We start from the raw sequence: 16,270 nt of genomic DNA on the forward strand, positions 1-16,270 counted from the left end.
GGGTGGGGGGGGGTGCAATCCCGGGGGGGGGGGGGGCCGGGGGGGGGGGGGCGGGGGCCCCCCCCCGACAACGCGGCGAGGCGCCGTGCCAGGCGTCGCGGGCCAGACGGGACTTTCGAACACGCCCTAGGACCCAGCACCAGGACCCAGCACTCCACACTGTCCTCACGAGGGCCCGCTCCCATCGCCGGGAGCGGGCTTTCGTACGTCGTTAAGGTGAACCCCATGAGCGAACCCTCCCGCTTCGACCGCGGCCACACCGACGACCTCATGACGTTCCTGACAGCGAGCCCGTCGCCGTACCACGCCGTGGCGAACGCGGCGGAGCGGCTGGAGAAGGCCGGGTTCCGGCAGGTCTCGGAGACGGACGCCTGGGAAGGGACCAGCGGCGGCAAGTACGTGCTGCGCGGTGGCGCGATCGTGGCCTGGTACGTCCCCGAGGGCGCCGCGCCGCACACGCCGTTCCGCATCGTCGGCGCGCACACCGACTCCCCGAACCTGCGCGTCAAGCCGCGGCCCGACACCGGCGCGCACGGCTGGCGCCAGGTGGCCGTGGAGATCTACGGCGGTCCCCTGCTCAACTCCTGGCTCGACCGCGACCTGGGCCTGGCCGGCCGGCTGACCCTGCGGGACGGTTCGACGCGCCTGGTCGACGTCGGCCGCCCACTGCTGCGCGTCCCCCAACTCGCCATCCACCTCGACCGTTCGGTCACCGCCGACGGCCTCAAGCTCGACAAGCAGCGCCATCTCCAGCCCGTCTGGGGCCTGGGCAACGACATGCGCGACGGCGACCTCATCGCCTTCCTGGAGGAGGAGGCCGGGCTGGCCGCCGGCCAGGTCACCGGCTGGGACCTGATGACGCACTCCGTGGAGCCGCCCGCCTACCTGGGCCGCGACCAGGAGCTGCTGGCCGGACCGCGCATGGACAACCTGCTGTCCGTGCACGCCGGGACGGCGGCGCTGGCGGCCGTGGCGACCGGCGGCGAGAAGCTGCCGTACATCCCGGTCCTGGCCGCCTTCGACCACGAGGAGAACGGCTCGCAGTCCGACACCGGCGCGGACGGACCGCTGCTTGGCAGCGTGCTGGAACGTTCGGTCTTCGCGCGCGGAGGGTCGTACGAGGACCGGGCGAGAGCCTTCGCGGGCACCGTCTGTCTGTCCTCCGACACCGGTCATGCCGTCCACCCCAACTACGGGGAGCGGCACGACCCGACGCACCACCCGCGGGTCAACGGCGGGCCGATCCTGAAGGTCAACGTCAACAACCGCTACGCCACGGACGGCACGGGCCGGGCGATCTTCGCCGCCGCCTGCGAGAAGGCGGACGTCCCGTTCCAGTCGTTCGTGTCCAACAACTCCATGCCCTGCGGCACGACCATCGGCCCGATCACCGCGGCGCGGCACGGCATCCGCACGGTCGACATCGGCGTGGCCATCCTGTCGATGCACAGCGCCCGGGAACTGTGCGGCGACGCCGACCCGTACCTGCTGGCCAACGCGCTGGTGGCGTTCCTGGAAGGGTAGTTGAGGGACGGTTCGGGGGTACTTCGCGGGGAGGGGGGTACCCGGCCGCCGGAGCCGGACCGACCGGTACTCCTGACAGGGAGGCGACATCATGGGCCTCGGCGGGTGCATCATCCTCATCGCCGTGGGAGCCATCCTCACGTTCGCGACCGACTGGGACATGCAGGGAGTCAACCTCGACCTGGTCGGCGTCATCCTGATGATCGTGGGCCTGATCGGCGTGACGACCTTCAGCAGCATCGCCCGGCGCCGCCGGGTGATGGTGCCTCCCTCGACCACGGTGGTCGAGACGGACCGACACCGCGACGGCTACCGCGACGGGTACAGCGACGGCTACGGCGTCTGACCCACTCCCGTCCGCCCCGCCCTCGGCGGGGCGGACCGGAACGGGGGTCCGCTGCGCGCCCGTCACCGCGGTGAGGAAGCAGAGCGGCCTCAGCCCGTCGGCCTAGCGGCGGCGTTGTGGTGCGACCGCCGGGGAAGCTGTACCGGCATGAGATTCCTCGTGCGCGACCGGCTCCTCGGTATCGGTGACGACTACTGGATCGAGGACGACCGGGGCAACAAGGTGTACCTCGTCGACGGCAAGGCGATGCGACTGCGGGACACCTTCGAACTGAAGGACACCCGTGGTCAGGTCCTGATCGACATCCACCAGAAGATGTTCGCCCTGCGGGACACGATGGTGATCGAGCGAGGCGGTGAGCCGCTCGCGACGGTCCGCCGCAAACGGCTGTCCCTGCTGCGCAACCACTACCGGGTGGGCCTGGCGGACGGCCGCACCGAACTCGACGTCAGCGGCAAGATCCTGGACCGGGAGTTCGCGATCGAGTACGACGGCGAACTCCTGGCCGTCGTCTCCCGGCGCTGGCTGCACGTGCGGGAGACCTACGGCGTCGACGTCGTACGGGAGGACTCGGACCCGGCGCTGCTGATCGCGGTGGCGGTGTGCGTGATCCACCTCGCCGACAAGGAGCGGGAGGACGACTAGGGCCTGATCCGCCGGACAGGCCCTAAACAGCCCGGGGCCGCGGCAGTCCGAGCACCCGGTCCTTCAGGGCAGGGAACTGTTCCCGGGTCGTGGCGACCTTCGCCGGGTCGAACTCGACCCTGAGGATCTCCTCGCCCGCGCCCGCCTCCGCCAGCACCTCGCCCCAGGGATCGACCACGATCGAGTGACCTGCCTGGGGAACTCCGGCGTGCGTCCCGGCCGTTCCACAGGCGAGCACGAACGCCTGGTTCTCGACCGCCCGCGCCTGAGCCAGCAGCGTCCAGTGCGCCCTGCGGCGCTCGGGCCAGCCCGCGCAGACGACGAAGGTCTCGGCGCCGCCGTCCACGAGGGCACGGAACAGTTCGGGGAAACGGAGGTCGTAGCAGGTGGCGATGCCGACGGTCGTCTCGGGGAGGCGGACCGTCGTCAGCTCCTCGCCCGCGCCCATCAGCACGGCCTCGCCCTTGTCGAAGCCGAAGCGGTGAATCTTGCGGTAGGCGGCGACCCGCTCACCGGAGGGGGAGAAGACGAGAGAAGTGTTGTAGAGGGTCCCCTCAGGGTCCCGCTCGGGAATCGAGCCCGCGTGCAGCCACACGCCCGCGTCGCTCGCGGCCTTGGCCATCGCCTCGTACGTCGGCCCTTCCAGGGGCTCGGCCTCGCTCCCGAAGTCCTCATAGGCGAACGCCCCGGTCGTCCACAGTTCCGGCAGCACCACCAGGTCGGCCGCACCGGCCTGTTCCCGTACCAGCGCGGCGACCCGCAGCCGCCGCGATTCGACCGATTCGCCCTCTTCTACGGCGATCTGGATCAGAGAGGCGCGCACACTACCACCGTCCTGGCATTCGAGTCGTCCACACGGGCCTACGATCGTCACACGAAAGCACTGCCGGGGTGCCTCACAGCAGCGTAACTTAGCGTTCCGAAACACCGCCGACAGCAGCCACCTCCCGCTGGCAACGCCGCCACAGCCCACCCGAGTACCGACCGCCGAGGGGTCCCGTTCCGTGAGTCTGCATCCCACCCTCCAGCCCTACGCCGACGCCTGGACCCACTCCATCGAAGCGATATCCGAGCTGGTGCAGCCGCTGGTGGAGGCGGACTGGAACCGCAGGACGCCCTGCCCGGGCTGGTCGGTGCGCGACATCGTCTCGCACGTCATCGGCCTGGACTGCGAAATGTACGGCGACCCGCGCCCCATCCACACCCTCCCGCGCGACCTGTTCCACGTCACCAACGACTTCCAGCGCTACATGGAGATGCAGGTCGACGTCCGCCGCCACCACACGGCGCCGGAGATGACGTCCGAGCTGGAGTACACGGTGATCCGGCGCAACCGGCAGCTGCGCAACGAGTCGCGGCAGCCCGACACGGTGGTGCGCGGCCCGCTCGGCAGCGAGCTCACCCTGGAGGAGTCGATGCGCGGCCACGCGTTCAACGTGTGGGTGCACGAGCAGGACCTGCGCGCCGCCCTCGGCCGCCCCGGCAACCTCGACTCCCCCGGCGCGCACATCGCCCGTGACGAGCTGCTCGCCGCCCTCCCTGCGGTCGTCGCCGAGAAGGCCGACGCGCCGCGCAGCTCGGCGGTCGTCTTCGACGTGCACGGCCCGGTCGAGTTCCTGCGCACGATCCGCGTCGACATGCAGGGCCGCGGCACCCTGGAGACGGCGCCCGCGCTCGGCCCGGCCGCCGCCTTCACCCTCGACTGGGAGACGTATGTGCGGCTGGCCTGCGGTCGGGTGACGCCGGAGGCGGTCTCGGACCGGGTGAAGGCGGAGGGCGAGCCGGAGCTGACGGCGGCGATCCTGCGGAACTTCGCGGTGACCAAGTAGCACCGCAGCGGCGTTCGGCGTCGGCGGGCCGTGGAGGCCGGCGGGTCCGGCAACGGGACGGGCCCGTCGTGTGGATCACGACGGGCCCGTTGCGCGTGGCGTGGTGGCGGATGTCAGCTGATCTTGGCGTAGCCGAAGTTGATGAGCTTCTTGACGTCGTTCGTGCGATCGGCCGCCGAGGCGGAGGTGAGGACGGTGCCCATGACCGACTCGCCGTTGAGGGTGGCGGCGAAGACGAGGCAGTACTTGGCGTCGGGGCCCGAGCCGGTCTTGATGCCGAGCGTGCCGTTCCAGCCGAGCAGCGTGTTGGTGTTGGTCCAGGTGGCCATCGTGCGGGTGGCGCCCGAGCTGGTGATGGTCTTCGCCGTGTACGACTTGGTCTTCACGACGGACTTGAACGCGGTGCTCGTCATCACGCTCCGGGCGAGCTTCGTCAGGTCGCGCGGAGTCGAGTAGTTGGTGCCGTTGCTCAAGCCGTCGAACGAGTCGAAGTGAGTGTTCGTCATGCCCAGGCTCTTGGCCGTGGTGTTCATCTTGGCGATGAAGTTCTTGGTGCGGGCCGCGACCGTCGTACCGGTGCCGAACTTGTCGGCGAGGGCCATCGCGGCGTCGCAGCCGGACGGCAGCATCATCCCGTACAGCAGCTGACGGACGGTGACCTTGTCGCCGACGATCAAGTGGGCCGACGAGGGGTAACCCTTGGAGACCATGTAGCTGCTGATCTCCCTCCTGATCGTGACCTTGGTGTCCAGGTTCAGACCCGTCTGCGAGAGCACGACCTTCGCGGTCATGACCTTCGTGGTGGAAGCGGTGAGCCGCTTCGTGTCACCGGCCTTGTTGTAGAGGGCGGTGCCGGTCGCGCCATTCATCACGAACGCGCCCTTGGCGGTGATGGTGGGCACGGTCACGGCCGCCTGCGCGGGCGCCGCGGTGAGGGCTCCGGTCGCGAGCACTGCGGCGGCGGTGACAGCAACGGCTGCGGCTCTGCGGACTCGGATGCCCTTGGTGGCGGTTATCAACTGAAATACCCCGATTACGTCGAATGCCCCTGCGATGCGGCCAAGTTGAAGGGGAAAGCAGAAGGGGCCGCATGTGTGTGACACGTAAGTAGCACAGAAAGTTGTGCGGCTGCCGGACCGAATTTCCGATTACTTGGCGAGGCCCTTACCTGCGCCTGACGCGGATCGCACGATCGGCCCCGCCACCGCCCCGTTTCCGGTCCCGCAATGTGGACCGGCCCCCCGATGCGTACGTGTTGTATCTATCCTGTGGACATGCCATCGTCCGCCCCGCCCGCCCCCGCTACGACCCCCACTCCGACGCCCGCCCCGACCCCCGCTCCCGTCAAGCAGCCGCCCGCCGCCGACCGCGTGTACGCCCACGTCAAGCAGGGTGTCCTGGACCGCCACTACGAGGGCGGCACCCTCCTCACCGAGGGCGAGCTCGCCGAGGCCGTGGGGGTCTCGCGCACACCGGTGCGGGAGGCGCTGCTGCGCCTGGAGGTGGAGGGGCTGATCAAGCTCTACCCGAAGAAGGGCGCCCTGGTCCTGCCGGTCTCCGCGCAGGAGATCGCGGACGTCGTGGAGACCCGCCTGTTGGTCGAGGAGCACGCGGCGCGCAAGGCCGTACCCGCGCCGGCCGCTCTCATCGAGCGCCTGGAAGAGCTGCTGGCGAAGCAGAAGGAGCAGGCCGCGGCGGGCGACCTGGCCGCGGCCGCGGTGACGGACCGCTGTTTCCACGCGGAGATAGTCCGCAGCGGCGGCAACGAGATCCTGTCCCGGCTCTACGACCAACTCCGCGACCGGCAGCTGCGGATGGGCGTCGCCATCATGCACTCGCACCCCGACCGGATCGCCAAGACGCTCACCGAGCACGAGGAGATCCTCCAGGCGCTGCGCTCCGGTGACGCGGAGGCCGCCGTCAGGATCGTGCACCGGCACGTCGACTGGTTCTCCCACCTGGCCCGCGGGGAGGTCCGATGAGCGCCGGCGCCCGCCGCCTGAACTCCACTCTTCCGGGTGACCCGCCGGGCGGACGGCGCGCGATGGCCGTCTGGGGGATCGGCGTCTCCGTCTACTTCGTCGCCGTCATCTTCCGTACGTCGCTGGGGGTGGCCGGCCTCGACGCCGCCGACCGTTTCCACGTGAACGCCTCGGCGCTGTCCACGTTCTCGATCCTCCAGCTCCTGGTCTACGCGGGCATGCAGATACCCGTGGGCCTGCTGGTCGACCGGCTCGGCACCAAGAAGGTGCTGACCATCGGCGTCGTGCTGTTCACCGCCGGCCAACTCGGCTTCGCCTTCTCCCCGTCCTACGGCACCGCCCTCGCCTCCCGCGCGCTGCTCGGCTGCGGCGACGCGATGACGTTCATCAGCGTGCTGCGGCTGGGCAGCAGGTGGTTCCCGGCGCGCCGCGGACCGATGGTCGCCCAGATGGCCGGTCTGGCCGGCATGGCGGGCAACCTGGTCTCCACGCTCGTCCTGGCCCGTCTTTTGCACGGCATCGGCTGGACGGCCGCCTTCGCGGGCAGCGCGCTGGCGGGAGTCGTCGTCCTGGTCCTCCTGCTGCTCTTCCTGAAGGACCACCCCGAGGGCCACGAGCCCGAGCCGTTCCCGCACCGGGGCGCGGCGTACGTCCGCCGTCAGATCGTCGCGTCCTGGCGCGAGCCGGGGACCCGGCTGGGGCTGTGGGTGCACTTCACCACCCAGTTCCCGGCGATGGTGTTCCTGCTCCTGTGGGGCCTGCCGTTCCTGGTGCAGGCACAGGGCCTGTCCCGGGCGACGGCCGGTGAACTCCTCACCCTGGTGGTGCTGTCCAACATGCTCGTGGGCCTGGTCTACGGCCAGATCGTCGCCCGCCACCACGAGGCGCGGCTGCCGCTGGCCCTGGGCACGGTGGGCGCGACGGCCCTGACGTGGGCGACGACGCTGGCCTACCCGGGCGAACGGGCGCCGATGTGGCTCCTGGTGACGCTCTGCGCGGTCCTCGGCGCATGCGGCCCCGCCTCCATGCTCGGCTTCGACTTCGCCCGCCCGGCCAACCCGCCCGAGCGTCAGGGCACGGCCTCCGGCATCACGAACATGGGTGGTTTCGTGGCGTCGATGACGACGCTCTTCACGATCGGCGTGCTCCTGGACGCGACCGGCGACGACTACACGATCGCCTTCTCCTGCGTCTTCGTCCTCCAGGCCCTCGGCATCAGCCAGATCCTGCGCCTGCGCAAGCGAGCGGCCCGCCGGGAACGCGAACGCCTGGTGGCCAGCCGCGTGGAGACGGTGCACGTGCCGGTATAGGGACGCTCGCAGCCACCCCATGGCCGCACGGGCGCGGGTGCGGGTGCGGGCACGGGTGCGGGCACGGGTGCGGGTGCGGGTGCGGGTGCGGCGCCTCGCGAAATGCGGTTGTCCGGACGCCCGTTCGACCTCTACCGTGACGTCTCATCGACGTGTAGCTCAGTAGCCAGAGCACCGGGCTGCACACCCGGAGGGCGCGGGGGCGGAACCCGCCACGTCGGCTCATCGGCGTGTAGCTCAGCAGCAGAGCACCGGGCTCGGGACCCGGAGGGCGCGGGGGCAGCACCCGCCATGCCGGCTATGAACGACGACGCTGACCAGCAGCATCCGGCCCCGGCAACCCCGCAGGCCAACCCCGGCTACGCCGCCGGCCAACTCGCCAAGGCGCTCACGACCGCGCTCACCCACGACGACCCCGGCACCCGCGAGAGGGCCGCAGAGCGGCAGCGAGCGTGGCGGTCCGTGCTGGCCGGCATGGCGAACGGGCTGCTCCGCATCGGCTCCCGCACCCCCGTCAACGGACTGCCCGCGTGGGTCACCCCCGCGGTGCTCCGTGGCGGCTTCGCGACCGGCGAGCCGAGCGCCGGCGGCCCCCTGACGACGTACGAGGTCGAGGCCGCGCGCCGGGCCGGAGTCCCGCAACACCGGCGGGCGCTGTTCGCGTACTGGCTGTCCGAGGACGGGCTGGCGCAGCTGTGCGAACTCCTCGACAGCGGACGGTACGAGGTGACCGTCCCCGAGGAGGCCGCCCTGCTCACCGTGGCCTGGCTGGCCCGGGCCGGGGAGACGGACGCGGCGCTCACGCTCGTCGAGGAACTCGCGCCGTTCGCGGATCGCCTGCGGTTCGCACCGCGCCCCGCCGACGGCCCGGCGCCCGACGCCGCGACGGTCCACCGACGGACCGTCGCCGAGGCCGGCCGGACCCTGGCGCGACGGCGGACCAATGCGGCGGTGGAGACGCAGCGGGAGGCCCTGGCGGTCTGGCAGCCGTTCGGCGACGAACTCCTCGCGCACTGGCTGGAGACCGCCGACGCCGGTCAGCCGGACGCCCGGCAGCCCGACCGGGTGGGGACGCGCGTCCCCGACGACGCCTGGCACGAGCGCGGCGCCGAACTGCTGCGCCGCTACCGCGACCTGGCCCGCCGCCACACCCTCTGCACCAAGCACCTGAAGCCGAAGGAGAACCTGGCGATCCTGCGCGGGGCCCTGGAGGAGACCGTCGCCGGGCGGGAGTTGGACGCCCGCGGGCTCGGACTGCTGCGGCACGCCGTCACGTCCATGGTGCGGCGGCGCGGGCTGCCCGGCTCGGCGGAGCTCCGGGCGCTGCGCCGGGAACAGGCCGCCCAGGCCGCGCTGCCCTCGCACCACGCGCTGGCCCAGCTGGTGCTGCGCCGACTGTCGGGGCTGGACCAGCAGGCGGGCGTGACCGAGGTCGCGCCGCTGGTCGCCCCGGTGAGCGGCGAGGAGGCGCGGAAGAGCGGGCTGCCCGTGGGAGCCGTCGTCCCGGCCGGTGTCCGCCGACCCGTCGAGGCCGCGCTGAGCGCGCCCCTCGGCACGCTGGTGGAGCGCGGGATCGTGCCCTCGGCGGAGGTGCTGGCGGAGCTCGTCCCGCAGCTCGTCGGCGTCACCACCGCGCAGGCCTATTCCGACCCGGCCCTGCGGACGCTGGCGGCGGCCCAGCACCGGGCGTTCGCGGGCCGCCGTTCGCTGCTGCTGCTCAGCCTCCAGCGGCAGGTACGGGCGGAGGAACTGCCGTGGGTGCGGGCCGTGGCCGGGCAGCGCACGGACCCCGAGGCGGGCGAGGTGTCGGCCCGCGCACTGCGGCAGCTCGGCGAGCTGGCCGTGCAGGCCTTTCCGGGCACGCTCCTGCCCAACCCCCTGATCCGCGAGCTGTCCGTCCTGGCCCGCCAGGCCGAGCTGGGCGCGCCTCTGGTCGAGGAGCTGGCCGCCGACATCTTCATGGGCACGTTCACCCCGAAGTTCCTCGCAGCGGCCCGGATCGCGGCGGAACTGCTGGGCGGCGGCTCGCTCTACGAGCGCTACTACGGCATCGACTACCGGGCCGTCCGCAACCTGGCGATCGTCGAGACCGGAGAGGCGCTGACCCGGTCCTACGGAGCGAGGACCTCGCCCGGGTTCGCGAAGCTGTGCGTCGAGCGGGCCCAGGACGCCTCGTCCTCGTTCGACCGGCGGCACGGACACTGGTCGCCGGCCGCGAACGGCATGGTGATCGAGCAGGCGCAGATCCTCACCACGCACAACCTGGCCACGCTGGTCCACCGGGTGGGCATCACCCCGGCCGTGGGCTGGGAGGACCTGGCCCGGCGCTGCTTCGTCACCGTGTGCCGGCTGACCGCCCGTGTGCAGGCCAACCCGCGCCCGCTGCCCACGATCAAGGACGTGGCCTACGCCTGGCGGCAGCTGCTGTTCCACCTGTCCCTGTGCACGCCCGACGAGCGGACCCGCACCCTCGCCTGGCTGCCCGGGGAACTCACCCGCCACCCCGCCCATGTGACGGCCCGGCTGGCTCCTGCCCTGACCGGACTGCACCAGGTCGTCGAGGGCGGCCGCCCGGACGAGGGCACGGGCCGCCTGCTCCTCGGCTGGACGACGGACGACCACTGGCTCCGCGCGGAGCCGGCCTCGACCGCCTGAGGTCTCCCCACTGTCGGGAAAGGCCGCGCTCCCCTCGGGGCGCGCGGCCTTTTTCCTGGCCGCTACCCCCAGGTGATCAGCTTCTTGGGCTGTTCCAGGATGGCCGCCACGTCCGCCAGTACCTTCGAGCCCAGTTCCCCGTCGACCAGCCGGTGGTCGAAGCTCAGGGCCAACGTCGTCACCTGACGGGGCTTCACCTTGCCCTTGTGGACCCACGGCTGGAGCCTGATCGCGCCGACCGCGAGGATCGCGGACTCGCCCGGGTTCAGGATCGGGGTGCCGGTGTCGACGCCGAAGACGCCGACGTTGGTGATGGTCACCGTGCCGCCCTGCATGGCGGCGGGGGACGTCTTGCCCTCCCTCGCCGTCGAGACCAGCTCGCCCAGGGACTCCGCCAGCTGCGGCAGCGTCTTGGCGTGGGCGTCCTTGATGTTCGGGACCAGCAGGCCCCTGGGGGTCGCGGCCGCGATGCCCAGGTTGACGTAGTGCTTGACCACGATCTCCTGCGCCGCCTCGTCCCACGACGCGTTGATCTCCGGGTTGCGCTTGATGGCGACCAGCAGCGCCCTGGCGATGAGGAGCAGGGGGTTCACCCTGAGTCCCTGCAGGTCCTTGTCCTGCTTGAGCTCCTCGACGAGCTTCAGCGTGCGCGTCACGTCGATCGTCACGAACTCCGTGACGTGCGGCGCGGTGAACGCCGAGCCGACCATCGCCAGCGCCGTCGCCTTGCGGACACCCTTGACCGCGATACGCGTCTCCCGCGCCGCGTCGTACGACAGCACGGGCACTGCCGTGGGCGCGGGCGCCGTGACCGGGGCCTGCGGCGCCGGTGCCTGCGGCTCGGCTGCCGGAGCCGCCGTCGGAGCCGCTGTCGGGGCCGCCGCCGCGTGGACGTCCTCGCGGGTGATGATGCCGTCCGGGCCGGACGGGACCACCGTGGCGAGGTCGACGCCCAGGTCCTTGGCCAGCTTGCGCACCGGCGGCTTGGCCAGCGGGCGCTCCTTCAGGGCCGGCCCGCTGCCGTGGCCGTTGAGCTCGGTCTGGATCGGCTCCGCGACCTGCGGCACCGCGATGTCCGGGCCCTTGCGCGGCCGGCGCTTCGTGGAGGAGGCGGCCACGCCGTACCCGACGAGGACCGGCTGGCGGCCCGCACCCGCCGGCTTCGCCGCCTGGGCCTTCCCCGCATCCGGCTTCGCCGTCCCGGGCTGCTTCTGCGTGGCGGCCGGCGCCTGCGCGGGAGCCTGCGCCGGCACCTCGGCGACCGGGACGACCGGGGCGTCGCCCGCGCCGCCCGCCCCGCCGGCCACGTCCACCGCGATGATCGATGTGCCCACGTCGACCGTGGTGCCCTCGGGGAAGTGCAGTTCGCGGACCACCCCGTCGTAGGGGATGGGCAGTTCGACGGCGGCCTTGGCCGTCTCGACCTCGCACACCACCTGGCCGTCCGTCACCGTGTCACCGGGCTGGACATACCACTTGAGAATCTCGGCCTCGGTGAGCCCCTCACCCACGTCGGGCATCTTGAACTCGCGTACGGACGCTTCCGTCATCGTCGTCACGACCCTCTCCTCAGTACGCCAGGGCACGGTCGACGGCGTCGAGCACCCGGTCCAGACCAGGCAGGTACTCCTCCTCCAGGCGCGCCGGCGGGTACGGGGCGTGATAGCCGCCGACCCTGAGGACCGGTGCCTCCAGGTGATAGAAGCAGCGCTCGGTGATCCGGGCGGCGATCTCCGCGCCCGAGCCGAAGAACACCGGCGCCTCGTGGACGACGACCAGACGGCGCGTCTTCTCCACGGACGTCTGGATCGAGTCGAAGTCCAGCGGGGACACCGAGCGCAGGTCCAGGACCTCCAGGTTCTTGCCCTCCTCGGCGGCCGCGTCGGCGACCTCCTGGCAGAGCTTCACCATCGGGCCGTAGGCGACGAGGGTGAGGTCGGCGCCCTCACGGACGACCCTGGCCTTGTGCAGAGGGCCGGGGATCGCCTCGGTGTTGACCTCGGCCTTGTCCCAGTAGCGCCGCTTGGGCTCGAAGAAGATCACCGGGTCGTCGCTCTGGATGGCCTGCTGCATCATCCAGTACGCGTCGGACGCGTTCGACGGGGAGACGATCTTCAGACCCGACACATGCGCGAAGAGGGCTTCCGGCGACTCCGAGTGGTGCTCGACCGCGCCGATGCCGCCGCCGTAGGGGATGCGGACGACGACCGGGAGCTTGACCTTGCCGAGCGAACGCGCGTGCATCTTCGCGAGCTGCGTGACGATCTGGTCGTAGGCCGGGAAGACGAAGCCGTCGAACTGGATCTCCACGACCGGCCGGTAGCCGCGCAGGGCCAGGCCGATCGCGGTGCCGACGATGCCGGACTCGGCGAGCGGGGTGTCGATGACGCGGCTCTCGCCGAAGTCCTTCTGCAGCCCGTCCGTCACCCGGAAGACGCCGCCGAGCTTGCCGACGTCCTCGCCCATGATCAGGACCTTGGGGTCGGCCTCCAGGGCGTGCCGCAGCGACTCGTTGATCGCCTTGGCCAGGGCCAGGTTCTTCGAAGCCGCAGCCTTGGCTGTCGCGGTCTCGGTCATCTCACTTACCCCCGTCTTCGTCCGCGAACGACGCCTGGTAGGCGGCGAACTGGGCCCGCTCCTCGTCGACGAGCGCATGCCCGTCGGCGTACACGTTCTCGAAGATGGCGAAGTGGTCCGGGTCCGGCATGGCGCGGACCGCTTCGCGCACTCGCCTGCCCAACGCCTCGCTCTCCGCTTCGAGTTCCGCGAAGAATCCCTCGTCCGTGTGGTTTGAGGCCTCCAGGTGGCGGCGAAGGCGCAGGATCGGGTCCTTCGCCTCCCAGGCCTCTCGCTCCTCGTCGGCGCGGTACTTCGTCGGATCGTCGGAGGTGGTGTGCGCGCCCATGCGATACGTGTACGCCTCGACGAGGGTGGGGCCCTCGCCGTTGCGGGCCCGCTCCAGCGCCCATTTGGTGACCGCGAGGCAGGCCAGGACGTCGTTGCCGTCGACGCGGACGCCCGGGAAGCCGTAGCCCTGCGCGCGCTGGTAGAGCGGCACCCGGGTCTGCTTCTCGGTGGGCTCGGAGATCGCCCACTGGTTGTTCTGGCAGAAGAACACGACGGGCGCGTTGTACACCGCGGAGAAGGTGAACGATTCGGCCACGTCGCCCTGGCTGCTCGCGCCGTCGCCGAAGTAGGCGATGACGGCGCTGTCCGCGCCGTCCTTGGCGATGCCCATCGCGTAGCCGGTCGCGTGCAGCGTCTGGGAGCCGATGACGATCGTGTAGAGATGGAAGTTGTTGCTGCCCGGGTCCCAGCCGCCGTTGTTCACGCCACGGAACATGCCGAGCAGGTTGGTCGGGTCGACCCCGCGGCACCAGGCGACGCCGTGCTCACGATAGGTGGGGAAGACGTAGTCGTCCTCGCGGGTGGCCCGGCCGGAGCCGATCTGGGCGGCCTCCTGGCCGAGCAGTGAGGCCCACAGGCCCAGTTCGCCCTGGCGCTGCAGGGCGGTGGCCTCGGCGTCGAAGCGGCGGGTGAGCACCATGTCGCGGTAGAGGCCGCGAAGGTCTTCGGGGGTGATGTCGGCGACGTACTTGGCGTACTCCGCGTTCCTGCTGTTCTTGACCCGCTTGCCCTCCGGCGTCAGCAGCTGCACGAGCTCGGGCTCGGCGCTCTTCCTCGCGGTGGTGCGTGTGGTGCGGGTGGTGCGCTCGGTGCCGGTGGCGCCGGCCTTGCCTCCGGCGCTGCGTCGCGGCTTGCGCGCGGCAGTGCTCTCCACGGTCACGTGTGCTCCTCCGTCGGTCCGGCCCCCGGGGTTGCCGGGTCACCAGTGCGGCTCACCTGTTTCCGACACCCGTTGCACGGGGTGGGTGCCACTCGGCCGGAACAGGCGTGACAGGTGCCCCGGCGAGCGCCCTGCAATCAACACGTTACCCAGTGCTCCACATATCTGTGAAACCCCTCCTGACCTGCGTTTTTGCTTGGATTTCCAAGTAAATCGGCAAAGTCGGGAAGATTCCTGGTCACAGCCTTGCAGGAGGCCGGAGCAACGGCACGTTATCCCGGCCGGGCAGGCCACGGGAAGAGTCGGTTTTCGAGACCGACCGGGTGAGTGGCGGACAACGCCATGGGCTCCGCCGGTGGCCTGCCGAAGGCGGGAAAACGCACGCGCGCGCGTGGAGCCCTGTTGACAGGCCCACGCGCGCGTGGCTGACGAGACGGCGTATGCCGGTTCAGTTGCCGAGGTTCCCGAGAGTGGTCCCCTGGTCGGTGCCGCTGGTGGTGCCCTGCGTCGTGCCCTGGCTGGTCCCGCCGTCCGCTCCCGAGGCGGTCGCCACCGGGGTGCTCGGCTCCTCGGACGGCTTGGTCTCCGACGGGTCGGGGGACGGCGCCGAGGAGGCCGACTGCGACTGGCTGTGCGACGGCTTGTCCGACGGCGTGTACGGCGGCGAGTAGTCCGAGTCGGAGTTCGAACCGGTGCTGTCGTCCGTGCTGTCGTCGGTGGCCGTCTCGGACGGCTCGTCGCTCGGCGTCGCGCTGGGCGAGGTCGCGGCCGACGGCGAACTGGACGGCGACTTCGTGGTGTCGCCGCCGCTGCCGCCCGTGCCCTTGTGCTGCAACGCGAGTGCGACGCCCGCGGCGATGGCGATCACCGCGAGGACGGCCAGGATCCACAGCTTGCCGCGGCCGCTGCCCCTGTTGCCGTGGCCCTCGAAACCGCCGTCGTCACCGCCGCGGTAGCCCGTGGGCAGGATCGGCTGCGGGATCTGCGAGGTGCTGGAGCCGTCGACGCCGTGCGGCAGCACGGTCGTGCTCGCGAAGCCGCCGGCGGGCGTGCCGCGGCCGTCGTGCGCGCCGACCGCGCCGACCGGGCCGGTGTTCCAGGTGCCGGTGTGACCACCCTGGTCGTACAGCATCTGCAGCCCGTACTGGACGAGGCCGCGCATCTCCTCCGCCGTCTGGAACCGGTCGTCCGGGTCCTTGGCCAGGGAGCGCATGACGAGGCCGTCGAGCTCCGGCGGGCACTCCCCGTCCGAGGTCTGCGACGGCGGCACCGGGATGTCCTGCACATGCTGATAGACCACCGACAACGGTGTCTCGCCCGTGAACGGGGGCCGCAGCGCGAGGAGTTCGTACAGCAGGCAGCCCGTGGCGTACAGGTCGGAGCGGTAGTCGACGGCCTTGCCGAGCGCCTGCTCCGGCGAGAGGTACTGCGGGGTGCCCATGACCATGCCGGTCTGCGTCATCGTCGTGGACGCGCCGTGCAGGGCGCGCGCGATGCCGAAGTCCATCACCTTGACCGCGCCGTTGTGCGTGATGATGACGTTCGCCGGCTTGATGTCGCGGTGCACGATGCCGTGCTGGTGCGAGTAGGCGAGCGCCTCCAGGACCCCGGAGACGATGATCAGTGCCTGCTCGGGGCCGGGCGCCTCGGCGTTGAGGAGAAGGTCGCGGATCGTGCGCCCCTCGACGATCTCCATCACGATGTACGGCACGCTCTGGCCGCCCACGAAGTCCTCGCCGGAGTCGTACACGGCGACGATCGCATGGTGGTTGAGGCCGGCCACCGACTGGGCCTCGCGCGTGAAGCGGGCCTTGGACACGGGGTCCTCGGCGAGGTCGGCGCGCAGCAGCTTGACCGCGACGGTCCGTCCGAGGCGCACGTCCTCGGCCGCGAACACCTCGGCCATGCCGCCCCGGCCGAGTCTGCGGGTCAGCCGGTATCGGCCGTCCCCAACCAGCCCGCCGTTGCCCCAGTTCTCCGGCGCATCTGACATACCGCCGCCAGTCGCCTCGGGGTCGGACGGGCCCTGAGCGCGCTGCTGTGCCATCAGTCCTCGCCGTCGTTTCTGCCCGCGGTGCGCGCGGTGTTGTTACGGTCTCCGTCGGCCACGCTACAGCCTCTGCGCAAGCCGCCGGTCCGGGACGATCCCCCCAACGATGCCCCGGGCGGTCCCCGGGCGCGGTCCGGGTCGG

The 16,270-nt window shown here is 71.3% G+C and carries 13 protein-coding genes and 2 tRNA genes; 9 read left to right on the forward strand and 6 right to left on the reverse strand.

Annotated features, from left to right (window positions below; all coding sequences use genetic code 11):
- Window positions 1-225: 225 nt before the first annotated feature.
- From ACIBTS_RS30850 to ACIBTS_RS30860, 3 genes are all read left to right on the forward strand, one after another.
- On the forward strand, window positions 226-1,524 hold the full coding sequence (locus ACIBTS_RS30850) for a M18 family aminopeptidase (RefSeq protein ID WP_319337741.1): 1,299 nt from the start codon (window positions 226-228) through the stop codon (window positions 1,522-1,524).
- A gap of 91 nt (window positions 1,525-1,615) precedes the next feature.
- Window positions 1,616-1,870, forward strand: a complete 255-nt coding sequence (locus ACIBTS_RS30855) for a DUF6458 family protein (RefSeq protein WP_079661102.1) — start codon at window positions 1,616-1,618, stop codon at window positions 1,868-1,870.
- 147 nt (window positions 1,871-2,017) lie between these two features.
- Entirely contained in the window at window positions 2,018-2,515 is a 498-nt protein-coding gene (locus ACIBTS_RS30860; protein WP_399323680.1) for an LURP-one-related/scramblase family protein, read from the forward strand.
- A 22-nt stretch (window positions 2,516-2,537) separates the two neighbouring features.
- Here the strand turns inward: ACIBTS_RS30860 and ACIBTS_RS30865 are convergent, their stop codons facing one another.
- Entirely contained in the window at window positions 2,538-3,338 is an 801-nt protein-coding gene (locus ACIBTS_RS30865; RefSeq protein WP_319675151.1) for a carbon-nitrogen family hydrolase, read from the reverse strand.
- Between the two features lie 181 nt (window positions 3,339-3,519).
- Between ACIBTS_RS30865 and ACIBTS_RS30870 the strand changes: the two genes are divergently transcribed.
- Window positions 3,520-4,344 (forward strand): maleylpyruvate isomerase family mycothiol-dependent enzyme, encoded by an 825-nt coding sequence (locus ACIBTS_RS30870; protein WP_399323682.1) that lies wholly within the window; start codon window positions 3,520-3,522, stop codon window positions 4,342-4,344.
- 113 nt (window positions 4,345-4,457) lie between these two features.
- Here the strand turns inward: ACIBTS_RS30870 and ACIBTS_RS30875 are convergent, their stop codons facing one another.
- Window positions 4,458-5,363: a D-alanyl-D-alanine carboxypeptidase family protein gene (locus ACIBTS_RS30875; protein ID WP_399323684.1), complete on the reverse strand. Its 906-nt coding sequence runs from the start codon at window positions 5,361-5,363 to the stop codon at window positions 4,458-4,460.
- 255 nt (window positions 5,364-5,618) lie between these two features.
- Here ACIBTS_RS30875 and ACIBTS_RS30880 point away from each other — a divergent pair, with 255 nt between their 5' ends.
- The 5 genes from ACIBTS_RS30880 (at window position 5,619) to ACIBTS_RS30900 (ending at window position 10,291) form a co-directional block, all read left to right on the forward strand.
- Window positions 5,619-6,326 carry a GntR family transcriptional regulator gene (locus tag ACIBTS_RS30880; RefSeq protein WP_399323686.1) on the forward strand — a complete coding sequence of 236 codons (708 nt, stop codon included), beginning with the start codon at window positions 5,619-5,621 and terminating at the stop codon, window positions 6,324-6,326.
- A gap of 62 nt (window positions 6,327-6,388) precedes the next feature.
- Window positions 6,389-7,636 (forward strand): nitrate/nitrite transporter, encoded by a 1,248-nt coding sequence (locus tag ACIBTS_RS30885; RefSeq protein ID WP_399323845.1) that lies wholly within the window; start codon window positions 6,389-6,391, stop codon window positions 7,634-7,636.
- 148 nt (window positions 7,637-7,784) lie between these two features.
- Window positions 7,785-7,857: transfer RNA gene (locus tag ACIBTS_RS30890), tRNA-Cys, on the forward strand.
- 5 nt (window positions 7,858-7,862) lie between these two features.
- Window positions 7,863-7,934, forward strand: a tRNA-Pro gene (locus ACIBTS_RS30895).
- A gap of 2 nt (window positions 7,935-7,936) precedes the next feature.
- The gene (locus tag ACIBTS_RS30900; protein WP_399323688.1) at window positions 7,937-10,291 is read left to right on the forward strand and encodes a hypothetical protein; all 2,355 of its coding nucleotides are present in this window, start codon (window positions 7,937-7,939) and stop codon (window positions 10,289-10,291) included.
- 62 nt (window positions 10,292-10,353) lie between these two features.
- Here ACIBTS_RS30900 and ACIBTS_RS30905 read toward each other — a convergent pair whose 3' ends face one another.
- From ACIBTS_RS30905 to ACIBTS_RS30920, 4 genes are all read right to left on the reverse strand, one after another.
- Window positions 10,354-11,850, reverse strand: coding sequence for a dihydrolipoamide acetyltransferase family protein (locus tag ACIBTS_RS30905; protein WP_399323690.1), 1,497 nt, complete (start codon window positions 11,848-11,850; stop codon window positions 10,354-10,356).
- Window positions 11,851-11,860: 10 nt separating this feature from the next.
- The gene (locus ACIBTS_RS30910) at window positions 11,861-12,868 is read right to left on the reverse strand and encodes an alpha-ketoacid dehydrogenase subunit beta (protein ID WP_079661110.1); all 1,008 of its coding nucleotides are present in this window, start codon (window positions 12,866-12,868) and stop codon (window positions 11,861-11,863) included.
- A gap of 1 nt (window position 12,869) precedes the next feature.
- Window positions 12,870-14,078 (reverse strand): pyruvate dehydrogenase (acetyl-transferring) E1 component subunit alpha, encoded by a 1,209-nt coding sequence (pdhA, locus tag ACIBTS_RS30915; RefSeq protein WP_319674677.1) that lies wholly within the window; start codon window positions 14,076-14,078, stop codon window positions 12,870-12,872.
- A 448-nt stretch (window positions 14,079-14,526) separates the two neighbouring features.
- On the reverse strand, window positions 14,527-16,125 hold the full coding sequence (locus ACIBTS_RS30920; protein ID WP_399323693.1) for a protein kinase: 1,599 nt from the start codon (window positions 16,123-16,125) through the stop codon (window positions 14,527-14,529).
- Between the last annotated feature and the right edge of the window lie 145 nt (window positions 16,126-16,270).

This window comes from Streptomyces sp. NPDC050121, from assembly GCF_044460385.1.
Taxonomy (GTDB): domain Bacteria; phylum Actinomycetota; class Actinomycetes; order Streptomycetales; family Streptomycetaceae; genus Streptomyces; species Streptomyces soliscabiei.

Coding starts and splice junctions, on each gene's coding strand:
- ACIBTS_RS30860 (WP_399323680.1), top strand. CDS start 2,018: ATGAGATTCCTCGTGCGCGACCGGCTCCTCGGTATCGGTGACGACTAC.
- ACIBTS_RS30920 (WP_399323693.1), bottom strand. CDS start 16,125: ATGGCACAGCAGCGCGCTCAGGGCCCGTCCGACCCCGAGGCGACTGGC.
- ACIBTS_RS30855 (WP_079661102.1), top strand. CDS start 1,616: ATGGGCCTCGGCGGGTGCATCATCCTCATCGCCGTGGGAGCCATCCTC.
- ACIBTS_RS30850 (WP_319337741.1), top strand. CDS start 226: ATGAGCGAACCCTCCCGCTTCGACCGCGGCCACACCGACGACCTCATG.
- ACIBTS_RS30910 (WP_079661110.1), bottom strand. CDS start 12,868: ATGACCGAGACCGCGACAGCCAAGGCTGCGGCTTCGAAGAACCTGGCC.
- ACIBTS_RS30900 (WP_399323688.1), top strand. CDS start 7,937: ATGAACGACGACGCTGACCAGCAGCATCCGGCCCCGGCAACCCCGCAG.
- ACIBTS_RS30880 (WP_399323686.1), top strand. CDS start 5,619: ATGCCATCGTCCGCCCCGCCCGCCCCCGCTACGACCCCCACTCCGACG.
- ACIBTS_RS30885 (WP_399323845.1), top strand. CDS start 6,389: ATGGCCGTCTGGGGGATCGGCGTCTCCGTCTACTTCGTCGCCGTCATC.